This window comes from Pseudomonas sp. Q12-87 (assembly GCF_001269755.1).
Lineage (GTDB): Bacteria > Pseudomonadota > Gammaproteobacteria > Pseudomonadales > Pseudomonadaceae > Aquipseudomonas > Aquipseudomonas fluorescens_S.
This window is the reverse complement of record NZ_LHVI01000002.1, coordinates 73,581-85,312: the sequence shown is the minus strand read 5'-3', so window position 1 is coordinate 85,312 and position 11,732 is coordinate 73,581. Positions and strand designations below refer to the sequence as shown.

The window sequence follows — 11,732 nt, the reverse complement described above, 5'->3', positions numbered from 1 at the left end:
CGGGAGCAAGCTCCCTCGCCACAATGAATCGCAACCGCCTTGAGCTTAGCGCCCGTTTTTCCAAAGATAGCCACCCACCAGGATTCCAATCCCGCAGATCACCGCCACGTAATAGGCCGGGCCCAGCGGGCTTTCCTTGAGCAGCAGCGTGACGACCATCGGGGTCAGGCCGCCGAAGATCGCATAGGCCAGGTTGTAGGAGAATGACAGGCCACTGAAGCGCACCACGGCCGGGAACGCCTTGACCATGACATAAGGCACGGCGCCAATGGTGCCCACCAGCAAGCCGCTCAGGGCATAGAGCGGGAACAGCCACTCGGGGTGGTCGAACAGGCTGTGGTAGAACGTCCAGGAAGTAATCAATAGCAAGGCGCTGCCAAACACGAACACCCGCCCAGCGCCGAAGCGGTCGGCCAGCACGCCGGCGCCAATGCAGCCAAAGCTCAGGAAAACAATCGCCAGGCTGTTGGCCTGCAATGCGGTGGTCGGGCTGAAATGGTAAACGGTCTGCAACACTGTCGGGGTCATCAGGATGATGACGATGATGCCGGCCGACAGTAGCCAGGTCAGCAGCATTGAAATGGTGATGGCGCCGCGATGGTCACGCAGCACGGCCTTCAACGGCACTTCCTCGGCCAGGGCCTTGCGCAGTTGCAGCTCGGCGAAAACCGGGGTTTCGTGGAGCCAGCGGCGCAGGTACACCGAGAACAGGCCAAACACACCGCCCAGCAGGAACGGAATCCGCCAAGCGTAATCCGCCACTTCCACCGGTGTGTAGATGCCATTGATGGCGGTCGCGACCAACGAACCCAGGAGGATCCCCGCCGTCAGGCCGCAGGTCAGCGTGCCGCAGGCATAGCCGATGTGCCGTGCAGGAACGTGTTCGGAAACGAAGACCCAGGCACCCGGCACTTCGCCGCCAATGGCTGCGCCCTGGATCACCCGCATCAGCAACAGCAGGATGGGCGCCCACATGCCGATCTGGGCGTAAGTGGGCAGCAAACCCATGATCAGGGTCGGCACGGCCATCATGAAAATGCTCAGGGTGAACATTTTCTTGCGCCCCAGCAGGTCGCCGAAGTGGGCCATGACGATGCCGCCCAATGGCCGGGCCAGGTAACCGGCGGCAAAAATGCCGAAGGTCTGCATCAAGCGCAGCCACTCGGGCATGTCGGCGGGGAAGAACAATTTGCCGACCACGGTGGCAAAGAACACGAAAATGATGAAATCGTAGAACTCCAGCGCACCGCCAAGGGCAGAAAGCGACAGGGTCTTGTAATCGTTGCGGGTCAGTGGACGTGCAGGTTGTGCGGGCGTCGTCGTGCTCGAAGGCGCAGTGGTCATGGCAAGGGCTTCTCTTATAGTCAATTGCGCAACCCGACAACGCGGGTTTGGGGCCTGGGCAGGTTCGGCACGATAGCAAATTGTTCGAAAAAGCACATAGAGGCGCGTAATTGACGGTCAAAATCAGAACCCGGTGGTCGTCTCGACGCCTATCGCCCGATATACTCGCAACCTGCAACACTTTGTAGGGGGTTGCTGTGCGAAAACGCCGTTGGTGGCGAAAAGTAGAACCAGCCGGTTTCGCAGAGTATCCCTTTGGCACGCCTTTACGAAAAACGTGACGAACGTAGTCTGTTCGGGCTGAATCGTTTTTTTCAAGGACGGCTATTCACCTGAAGCACAAGACAGCGTTACGGGTCAGAGGCACCCCCGGCATGATAGAACTCGAACAAGAAGATCCGATCCCGCAAGGCGACCTGGCCCTGCAAATCACCGCGCTCCCGCGTGAAACCAATGGTTTTGGCGATATTTTCGGCGGCTGGCTGGTGTCCCAGATGGACCTGGCCGGCACAGCCATGGCCAGCAAGGTCGCCGGCGGACGCGTCGCCACCGTGGCAATCGATCGCATGGCGTTCCTCGTGCCGGTGGCCGTGGGCGCGCAGTTGTCGTTCTACACCCAGGCGCTGGAAATCGGCCGCAGCTCGATCCAGATGATGGTCGAGGTCTGGAGCGACGATCCGCTGTCCAGCGAATGGCGCAAGGTGACCGAGGCCGTGTTCGTGTTCGTCGCCATCGACGGCAGCGGTCGTACCCGCTCGGTTCCACCTCGCGCCCGTTAAACACGGCGGCCGTTTTGCGGTCCATTGCAGTTCCTGTTCCTGAACGAGATTTGCAGCATGCCTACGCCCAATGTCGAAGCCGTCAAACTGGATGAACTGAACGGCTGGCGCATCCGCCACGGTCAGGCCGAGTTGCTGGTGGCCCAGCAAGGCGCGCACATCCTCAGTTATCAAGTAGACGGCCAGCCGCCGCTGATCTGGCTCAACGACCAGGCCACTTTCAAGGCCGGCAAAAGCATTCGCGCCGGCGTGCCGGTGTGCTGGCCGTGGTTCGGTAACCTGACGCGCAACCCAGACAGCGTCCAGGCCATGCGCGTCAGCAACGACCCGGCCACCGCCCACGGCCTGGTGCGGGCAATGGATTGGGAGCTGAAGGGCATCGAAGCCGAAGGCGAGAGCCTCAAGGTGGAATTCGTCTTGCCCTATCCGGAAAACGGCCTCTCGGGCTGGCCGCACCAAGTCGACCTGACGCTGACCATCGTGATGGACGAGCAGTTGCACATCCGCCTGACCAGCCATAACCGCGGCAGTGAAACCGTCAGCCTCAGCCAGGCGCTGCACAGCTACTTCGCCGTAAGCGATGTGCGCAATGTGCATGTCGAAGGGGTGGACGGCTTGGACTACATCGAGACCCTGGACGACTGGAACACCGCGACCCAGGCCGGCAACTTGCATTTTGCCGGCGAGACCGACCGCATCTACCTCGACACACCGCCGACGCTGAGCATTGTCGACCCGCATTGGAATCGACGGATCGAACTGACCAGCTGCGGTTCGCGCTCGGCGGTGATCTGGAATCCCTGGACCGAACGCGCCAAGGCCTTCAGTGACATGGCCGACGATGGCTGGCAGCGCATGCTGTGCATCGAGACGGCAAACGTGATGGACGATGTGGTGACGCTGTTACCCGAGGCCAGCCATACCCTGGGCGTGAGCATCAGCAGCAAGCCGCTCTAAGCCACACCATGAATACCACTGTGGGAGCGGGCTTGCCCGCGAAAGCGAACGATCATGCACCGCAGATTCTGGATCAGAAGAAGCTCAACCCCACATGAAACAGCTTCTCGACGTCGCGAATGTGTTTTTTATCCACCAGGAACAGGATCACATGGTCGCCGGTCAGGATCGTGGTGTCGTCATGGGCGATCAGCACTTCTTCATCGCGGATGATCGCGCCAATGGTGGTGCCTGGCGGCAGGCCGATGTCGCGGATGGCTTTGCCGATCACTTTGCTCGACTTGGCATCGCCGTGGGCAATCGCCTCGATGGCTTCGGCCGCGCCTCGGCGCAGGGAATGCACGCTGACGATGTCGCCACGCCGCACGTGGGCCAGCAGGGTGCCGATGGTCGCCAGTTGCGGGCTGATGGCGATGTCGATGTCGCCGCCCTGGATCAGGTCGACGTAGGCCGGGTTGTTGATGATGGTCATCACCTTTTTCGCCCCCAGGCGCTTGGCCAATAACGACGACATGATGTTGGCTTCGTCATCGTTGGTCAGGGCCAGGAAGAGGTCGGCCTCGGCGATGTTCTCCTCCAGCAGCAGGTCGCGGTCCGAGGCGCTGCCCTGCAACACCACGGTGCTGTCGAGGGTGTCGGAGAGATAGCGGCAGCGCGCCGGGTTCATTTCGATGATCTTGACCTGATAGCGGCTTTCGATGGCTTCGGCCAGGCGCTCGCCGATCTGTCCACCGCCGGCGATGACGATGCGCTTGTAGTTTTCGTCCAGGCGACGCATTTCGCTCATCACTGCGCGAATGTTGGCCTTGGCGGCGATGAAAAATACCTCGTCGTCCGCTTCGATCACCGTATCGCCCTGGGGCAGGATCGGCCGGTCACGCCGGAAAATCGCCGCGACCCGCGTCTCCACGTTGGGCATGTGCTCGCGCAATTGGCGCAGTTGCTGGCCCACCAGCGGCCCGCCGTAGTAAGCCTTGACCGCCACCAGTTGCGCCTTGCCTTCGGCAAAATCGATGACCTGCAGGGCGCCCGGGTGTTCGATCAGGCGCTTGATGTAGTTGGTCACCACCTGTTCGGGGCTGATCAACACGTCCACCGGGATCGCTTCGTTGTCGAACAGGTCGGCGCGGGTCAGGTAGGCGGCTTCGCGCACCCGGGCGATTTTGGTCGGGGTATGGAACAAAGTGTGGGCGACCTGGCAGGCCACCATATTGGTTTCGTCGCTGTTGGTGACGGCCACCAGCATATCGGCATCGTCGGCGCCGGCCTGGCGCAGCACCGTCGGCAACGATCCGCGGCCTTGTACGGTACGGATGTCGAGGCGGTCGCCCAAGTCCCGCAGGCGTTCGCCGTCGGTGTCGACCACAGTGATGTCGTTGGCCTCGCTGGCCAGGTGTTCCGCCAGCGAGCCGCCGACCTGCCCTGCGCCAAGGATGATGATTTTCATCCGGTCACTCCTATCGATTCGGTCTTAACCGCGCGCGGCGGCGATCTTGATCAGCTTGGCGTAATAGAACCCGTCGTGACCGCCTTCCTGGGCCAGCAACTGACGGCCATGGGGCTGCTTGAGGCCGGCCTGGCTGGCGATGTCCAGCTCGCGGGCACCCGGGGTGCGGGCAAGGAAGGCTTCGATCACCTCGGTGTTCTCGGTGGGCAATGTCGAGCAGGTGGCATAGAGCAGCATGCCGCCCACGTCGAGGGTCGGCCACAGGGCATCGAGCAGTTCGCCCTGCAGCACGGCCAAGGCAGCGATGTCGTCCGGCTGGCGGGTGAGCTTGATGTCCGGATGCCGGCGGATCACGCCAGTGGCCGAGCATGGCGCATCCAACAGGATGCGTTGGAATGGTTTGCCGTCCCACCAAGTTGCCGTGTCGCGGCCGTCGGCGGCGAACAGCTCGGCGTCCAGGCCCAGGCGCGTGAGGTTTTCCTTCACGCGCACCAGGCGCTTGGCTTCCAGGTCCACCGCCACCACGCCGGCCAGTTTCGGCTCGGCCTCGAGGATGTGGCAGGTCTTGCCTCCCGGCGCGCAGCAGGCGTCCAGCACCCGTTGGCCGGGGGCCAGTTCCAGCAGGTCGGCAGCCAATTGCGCGGCTTCGTCCTGGACACTGATCCAACCGTCGGCGAAACCTGGCAGGGCGCGTACATCACCCGGGGTCTCCAACAGAATGCCGTCGCGGCTGAACTCGCACGGCCGGGCCGGGATGCCGGCCTCGCCCAGCAAGGCCAGGTAGGCATCGCGCGTATGGTGACGCCGGTTGACGCGCAAGATCATCGGCGGATGGGCGTTGTTGGCGGCACAGATGGCTTCCCATTGCTCGGGCCAGAAGGCCTTCAAGGCTTTCTGCAACCAGCGCGGGTGGGCGGTGCGCACCACCGGGTCATGCTCAAGCTCCGCCAACAGGGTTTCGCTTTCCCGTTGGGCGCGGCGCAACACGGCATTGATCAGGGCCTTGGCCCAGGGCTTCTTCAGTTTGTCGGCGCAGCCTACGGTTTCGCCAATGGCGGCGTGGGCGGGAACGCGGGTGTAAAGCAACTGATAAAGGCCCACCAGCAGCAACGCTTCGACATCCGCGTCGGCGGCCTTGAACGGCTTCTGCAACAGCTTGGCCGCCAGGGCCGATAGCCGCGGCTGCCAACGGGCGGTGCCGAACGCCAGATCCTGGGTGAAACCGCGGTCACGGTCTTCTACTTTGTCCAGTTGAGTCGGCAGGGAACTGTTGAGGGAGGCTTTGCCGCTGAGAACGGCGGCCAGTGCCTTGGCGGCGGCCAGGCGCGGATTCATGAGGCGTCCGCCACTTGGCCCAGATGACTGCCAACGGCAAATTGCTCGCGACGACTGTTGAACAAGTCGCTGAAGTTCAGCGCCTTGCCGCCGGGCAATTGCAGACGTGTCAGGCACAGCGCCTGTTCACCGCAGGCGACCACGAGACCGTCCTTGCTGGCGCCGAGGATTTCGCCCGGGGCGCCCTGCCCTTCGGCCTGGCTGGCGGCCAGCATCTTCAGGGCTTCACCGTTCAGCGTGCTGTGGCAGATAGGCCACGGGTTGAAGGCGCGCACCAGGCGCTCCAGCTCGACAGCCGGACGGCTCCAGTCGATGCGGGCCTCGTCCTTGTTCAATTTGTGAGCATAAGTGGCGAGGCTGTCATCCTGCACTTCGCCTTCCAGGGTACCGGCCGCTAAGCCTGCGATGGCCTCGACCACCGCCGGCGGGCCGATGAGCGCGAGGCGGTCGTGCAGGCTGCCACCGGTATCGTCGGCGCTGATCGGAGTGCTGACTTTGAGCAGCATCGGCCCGGTGTCCAGGCCGGCCTCCATGCGCATCACGGTCACGCCACTCTCGGCGTCGCCCGCTTCCACGGCGCGCTGGATCGGCGCCGCACCGCGCCAGCGTGGCAGCAGCGAAGCGTGGCTGTTGATGCAACCCAGGCGCGGAATATCCAGCACCACTTGAGGCAGGATCAGGCCGTAGGCGACCACCACCATCAAGTCCGGCTGCAGTGCGGCCAGTTCGGCCTGGGCCTGCGCATCACGCAAGGTCGGCGGTTGTAACACCGGGATGCCGTTTTCCAGGGCCAACTGCTTGACCGGGCTGGGCATCAGCTTTTGCCCGCGGCCCGCCGGACGATCCGGCTGGGTGTAGACCGCGACGATCTCGTGAGGGCTGCTCAACAGGGCCTTGAGGTGTTCGGCGGCAAATTCAGGGGTGCCGGCAAAGACGATGCGCAGTGGCTCAGTCATGGGAAGCTCTCAAATTTCAAAGCAGTCGCAAAAAGAAAAAGGCTTGCCGCAGCAAGCCTTTGAAGGAGGGCATCAAGCATTCTGGCGATGCAGTTTTTCCAGTTTTTTCTTGATCCGGTCACGCTTGAGCGTAGACAGGTAATCGACGAACAACTTGCCGTTGAGGTGGTCACACTCGTGCTGGATGCACACCGCCAGCAGGCCTTCGGCGATCATTTCGTAAGGCTGGCCGTCACGGTCCAGGGCCTTGATCCTGACTTTCTGCGGGCGGTCGACGTTCTCGTAGAAGCCCGGAACCGAGAGGCAGCCTTCCTGGTATTGCTCCATCTCGTCCGTCAGGGTTTCGAACTCGGGGTTGATGAACACCCGTGGCTCGCTGCGGTCTTCGGAGAGGTCCATGACGACGATACGCTTGTGCACGTTGACCTGGGTCGCGGCGAGGCCGATGCCTGGCGCCTCATACATTGTTTCAAACATGTCATCGACCAACTGACGCACTTCGTCGTCCACTACGGCCACGGGTTTGGCGATAGTGCGCAGGCGCGGGTCCGGAAATTCGAGAATGTTCAAAATGGCCATAAGCTTGATAAATGCACGTGTGAGGTAAAGTCGGGTGGCTGGCCTGGCGTGTCTTGGGATGCAGGCTACCGTTGTAAAACGTTGCTCCTGAAGCGCAGAGCCTCACGGAGCGAGCCACGGGGGCTCTGGCGTTTCACGCGAACGCACATAATAAAGGGATTCACCGCATGAGGAAATCACTACTCGCCCTGCTCGTTCTGGCCTCGGCCGGCGTCGCGCACGGGCAAGTGCAACTTCGGGAGGGTTTTCCCCCGCAATACACGGTGGTGACGGGAGACACCCTGTGGGACATTTCCGGTAAGTACCTGCGCGAGCCCTGGAAATGGCCGGAGCTCTGGCAGGCCAACCCGCAGATCGAAAACCCGAACCTGATCTATCCCGGCGACACCCTGTCGCTGGTCTACGTCAACGGGCAGCCGCGCCTGACCCTCAATCGCGGCTCCTCGCGAGGCACCATCAAACTGTCCCCGCGCATCCGCAGCTCGCCGGTGGCCGACGCCATCCCGAGCATTCCGCTGCAGGCCATCAACAGCTTTTTATTGAGCAACCGTATCGTCGACACCGCCGAGGATTTCAACAAGGCGCCGTATATTGTCGCCGGCAATGCCGAGCGGGTGCTCAGCGGCATGGGAGACCGGGTCTTTGCCCGTGGTTCATTCGACGCGAGCCAGTCGGCGTATGGCATCTTCCGCCAGGGCAAGGTCTACACCGACCCCGAGACCAAGGAGTTCCTGGGCATCAACGCCGACGATATCGGCGGCGGCGAAGTGGTTGCCACCGAGGGTGATGTCACCACGCTGACCCTGCAGCGCACCACCCAGGAAGTACGCCTCGGTGACCGCCTGTTCAGCGGCGAAGAACGCTCGATCAACTCGACGTTCATGCCCAGCGCGCCAAAATCGGAAATCAACGGGCTGATCCTCGACGTGCCCCGGGGCGTGACCCAGATCGGCGCGCTCGACGTGGTAACCCTGAACAAGGGCCGTCGCGATGGGCTGGCCGAAGGCAACGTGCTGGCGGTGATGAAAACCGGGGAGACCGTGCGCGACCGCATCACTGGCGAGTCGGTAAAAATCCCCGACGAACGGGCCGGCCTGTTGATGGTGTTCCGTACCTACGACAAGCTCAGTTATGGCTTGGTGCTCTACGCATCGCGTTCGTTGGCGGTGCTCGACAAGGTGCGTAATCCATAACGGGTCTCACAAGTTACCAACAGAGTTATCCACAGCTTGTTCCCGTTTCTACGGGGCTTATAACGGTCAAGGATGATCGCATGTCATTACCTGAATCTGCTCCGGTTTCCCCTGCGGAACTGGAGGCCCGGCTACGTCTTCATCGCTTGCCGGAGCTTGGACCCAAACGTTTCATGACCCTGATGGAGGCCTTCGGCTCGGCCTCCAAAGCCATCAGCGCACCGGCCAGCGCGTGGCAAGCATTGCGCTTGCCTGCGGCGTGCGCCGAGGCTCGGCGCAACCCGGATGTGCGTGACGGCGCCGCCCACGCATTGGCCTGGCTAGAGCGTTCGGGTCAGCATTTATTGATGTGGGACCAACCGGACTACCCGGCGCTGCTGGCGCAGATCAGCGACGCGCCACCGCTGCTGTTCGTCGCGGGCGACGCATCGATCCTGGAAAAACCCCAGCTGGCGATGGTCGGCAGTCGCCGCGCATCGCGACCGGGCATGGACACCGCGGCGGCGTTTTCCCGCAGCCTGGCCGGCGCCGGTTTTGTCATCACCAGCGGCTTGGCCTTGGGTATCGATGCGGCAGCCCATCAAGCGGCGCTGGACGTCGGCGGGCGCACCATCGGCGTACTGGGCACCGGCCTGGAAAATTTTTATCCACAGCGCAATCGACGACTGGCGGAGGCGATGATTGCCCAGGGCAGCGCCGTGCTGTCGGAGTTCCCGCTGGACGCGCCACCTCATGCCAGCAATTTTCCGCGCCGCAACCGGATCATCAGCGGCTTGTCCCTGGGTGTGCTGGTGGTGGAGGCCAGTATTGCCAGTGGCTCGCTGATCACGGCACGGCTGGCCGCCGAACAGGGTCGCGAGGTGTACGCCATTCCGGGGTCCATTCATCATCCCGGCGCCCGGGGCTGTCACCAACTGATCCGCGACGGCGCCGCGCTGGTGGAAACCGTTGAACATATCTTTGAAGCCTTGCGGGGCTGGCAGCGGTTAGCGCCAGCCCAAGCGCCTGAACCCGTGACCCATCCGCTGTTGCGCCTGCTGCATGCCGCCCCGCTGAGCACTGAGGCGCTGGCCGATGCCAGTGGCTGGGGGTTGCCCAAGGTGCTTGCAGCCCTGACCGAGCTGGAAATGGAAGGACGCGCCATCCGTGACAATGGTCGCTGGTTTGCGCGCACGCGCTAGGTTTTATGGGGAAGATCGGTAAACTGCGCACAGCCTTATTTGTGTTGCGGAGATTCTTTCATGGTCAACAGTTGGCGTGTGCAACAAGCCGCGCGAGAAATTCGTGCCGGGGCGGTGATTGCCTATCCAACCGAAGCGGTCTGGGGCCTGGGTTGTGATCCGTGGAACGAGGAAGCGGTGGAACGGCTCTTGGCGATCAAATCGCGGTTGCCTGACAAAGGCCTGATCCTGGTGGCTGACAATATCCGCCAGTTCGACTTCTTGTTCGAAGACTTCCCCGAAACCTGGATGGACCGCATGGCCAGCACGTGGCCAGGGCCCAATACCTGGCTGGTTCCGCACCAGTGTCTGCTGCCTGAATGGATTACCGGTGTGCACGATACCGTCGCACTGCGGGTCAGCGATCATCCCACGGTGCGCGACCTCTGCTCGCTGGTCGGCCCATTGGTGTCAACCTCGGCCAACCCCCAGGGTCGCCCGGCAGCGCGCACGCGGATTCGCGTCGAACAGTATTTCCGTGGGCAGATCGACTTGGTGCTGGGCGGTAACCTGGGCGGGCGCAAGAACCCCAGCGTGATTCGCGACCTGGCGACCGGGAAAGTCGTGCGGCCGGACTGAGACCGCGCAGGTCCCATTCGCGAGCAAGCCCGCTCCCACATTCGATTCTCGGCGAACACAAGTCTTGCGTTCAATGGGCCCCTCTGTGGGAGCGGGCTTGCCCGCGAAGACGACGGCACATCCAACTTGGATTCAAGCTGACCCACCGCAATCGCGAGCAAGCTCGCTCCCACAGTTTTTTCAAGCAACCTGCCCCCCAACCTCAGGGCAAGAGGATGGTCGACCCGGTCGTCCGTCGCGCCGACAACTCGGTCTGGGCCTTGGCCGCTTCCGCCAGTGGATAACGCTGGTTGATGTCCACCGTGAGCTTGCCGCTGCTGATCATCGCGAACAGTTCATCGGCCATGCGTTGCAGGTTTGCGGCGTTGTTGGCGTAGGTGGCCAGGGTCGGGCGGGTGACGTACAGCGAGCCCTTGGCGGAAAGAATCCCCAGGTTCACCCCGTCCACCGCGCCCGAGGCATTGCCAAAGCTCACCACCAGGCCACGGGGGGCGACGCTGTCCAGCGAGGTCAGCCAGGTGTCCTTGCCGACCCCGTCGTACACCACGGGTACTTTTTTGCCGTCAGTCAAATCCAGCACGCGTTGTGCGACGTTTTCCTTGCTGTAGTCGATGGTTTCCCAAGCACCATGGGCTTTGGCTATCGCGGCTTTCTCCGGTGAGCTGACGGTGCCGATCAGCTTCACGCCCAAGGCCTTGGCCCACTGGCACGCCAACGAGCCCACACCACCCGCGGCGGCGTGAAACAGGATGGTTTCTCCGCCCTTGAGTTCATAGGTCTGGCGCAACAGGTACTGCACGGTCAGGCCCTTGAGCATCACGCCGGCCGCCTGTTCGAAACTGATGGATTCGGGCAGGTGCACCAGGTTGGCTTCGGGCAGCACATGCACGTCGCTGTAGGCGCCCAGAGGACCGCTGCCATACGCCACCCGGTCGCCGACCTTGAAGCGCGAAACCTCGCTGCCGACCGCCTCGACCACGCCCGCCCCTTCGGCGCCCAGGCCCGAGGGCAGCGCCGGTGGCGGGTACAAGCCGCTGCGGTAATAGGTGTCGATGAAGTTGAGCCCGATGGCCCTGTTGCTGACGCGTACCTGCTGCGGGCCCGGCTCGGCGGGCTGGTAGTCCACGTACTCAAGCACTTCGGGACCGCCGTGGGAACTGAACTGGATACGTTTGGCCATCTTCACTCTCTCCTTGTCGAGGGACATTTACCAAGCCTGCTATCGGACTCCTAAGCTTGACCTTCGTCAACTGTGGCGTGGGCAAGTGCGGTGGTATCCTGTGCGCCAATTTGCGACCGGCCCGTTGTACGCCGCGTAGCGTAGCCCTGATCAAGGTGATGTC

General features: G+C 62.7%; 11 protein-coding genes. 5 read left to right on the top strand and 6 right to left on the bottom strand.

Features of this window, described 5'->3' with window-relative positions:
* Positions 1–45 precede the first annotated feature (45 nt).
* A complete protein-coding gene (locus AD663_RS00505; RefSeq protein ID WP_053213078.1) occupies positions 46–1,344 on the bottom strand; it encodes an MFS transporter in 1,299 nt (432 codons plus the stop codon).
* Between the two features lie 374 nt (positions 1,345–1,718).
* Here AD663_RS00505 and AD663_RS00500 point away from each other — a divergent pair, with 374 nt between their 5' ends.
* Together AD663_RS00500 and AD663_RS00495 are read left to right on the top strand one after the other, a co-directional pair.
* The gene (locus tag AD663_RS00500; RefSeq protein ID WP_003177184.1) at positions 1,719–2,123 is read left to right on the top strand and encodes an acyl-CoA thioesterase; all 405 of its coding nucleotides are present in this window, start codon (positions 1,719–1,721) and stop codon (positions 2,121–2,123) included.
* A gap of 57 nt (positions 2,124–2,180) precedes the next feature.
* Complete coding sequence (locus tag AD663_RS00495; RefSeq protein ID WP_053213077.1) at positions 2,181–3,080, top strand: D-hexose-6-phosphate mutarotase; 900 nt, start codon at positions 2,181–2,183, stop codon at positions 3,078–3,080.
* Between the two features lie 73 nt (positions 3,081–3,153).
* Here AD663_RS00495 and trkA read toward each other — a convergent pair whose 3' ends face one another.
* From trkA to def, 4 genes are all read right to left on the bottom strand, one after another.
* Positions 3,154–4,527 (bottom strand): Trk system potassium transporter TrkA, encoded by a 1,374-nt coding sequence (gene trkA / locus AD663_RS00490; protein WP_003177182.1) that lies wholly within the window; start codon positions 4,525–4,527, stop codon positions 3,154–3,156.
* Positions 4,528–4,551: 24 nt separating this feature from the next.
* A complete protein-coding gene (gene rsmB, locus AD663_RS00485; RefSeq protein ID WP_053213076.1) occupies positions 4,552–5,862 on the bottom strand; it encodes a 16S rRNA (cytosine(967)-C(5))-methyltransferase RsmB in 1,311 nt (436 codons plus the stop codon).
* Positions 5,859–6,818, bottom strand: coding sequence for a methionyl-tRNA formyltransferase (gene fmt, locus AD663_RS00480; RefSeq protein ID WP_053213075.1), 960 nt, complete (start codon positions 6,816–6,818; stop codon positions 5,859–5,861). Before fmt ends, rsmB begins: the two co-directional genes overlap by 4 nt.
* A 72-nt stretch (positions 6,819–6,890) precedes the next feature.
* On the bottom strand, positions 6,891–7,397 hold the full coding sequence (def, locus tag AD663_RS00475) for a peptide deformylase (protein WP_003177179.1): 507 nt from the start codon (positions 7,395–7,397) through the stop codon (positions 6,891–6,893).
* Between the two features lie 167 nt (positions 7,398–7,564).
* Here def and AD663_RS00470 point away from each other — a divergent pair, with 167 nt between their 5' ends.
* The 3 genes from AD663_RS00470 (at position 7,565) to AD663_RS00460 (ending at position 10,389) form a co-directional block, all read left to right on the top strand.
* Positions 7,565–8,590, top strand: a complete 1,026-nt coding sequence (locus AD663_RS00470) for a LysM peptidoglycan-binding domain-containing protein (protein WP_003177178.1) — start codon at positions 7,565–7,567, stop codon at positions 8,588–8,590.
* A gap of 80 nt (positions 8,591–8,670) precedes the next feature.
* The gene (gene dprA, locus AD663_RS00465; RefSeq protein ID WP_003177177.1) at positions 8,671–9,771 is read left to right on the top strand and encodes a DNA-processing protein DprA; all 1,101 of its coding nucleotides are present in this window, start codon (positions 8,671–8,673) and stop codon (positions 9,769–9,771) included.
* Positions 9,772–9,831: 60 nt separating this feature from the next.
* Positions 9,832–10,389: an L-threonylcarbamoyladenylate synthase gene (locus tag AD663_RS00460; protein ID WP_003177175.1), complete on the top strand. Its 558-nt coding sequence runs from the start codon at positions 9,832–9,834 to the stop codon at positions 10,387–10,389.
* A gap of 202 nt (positions 10,390–10,591) precedes the next feature.
* Here the strand turns inward: AD663_RS00460 and AD663_RS00455 are convergent, their stop codons facing one another.
* Positions 10,592–11,569, bottom strand: a complete 978-nt coding sequence (locus AD663_RS00455) for an NADPH:quinone reductase (protein WP_053213074.1) — start codon at positions 11,567–11,569, stop codon at positions 10,592–10,594.
* Between the last annotated feature and the right edge of the window lie 163 nt (positions 11,570–11,732).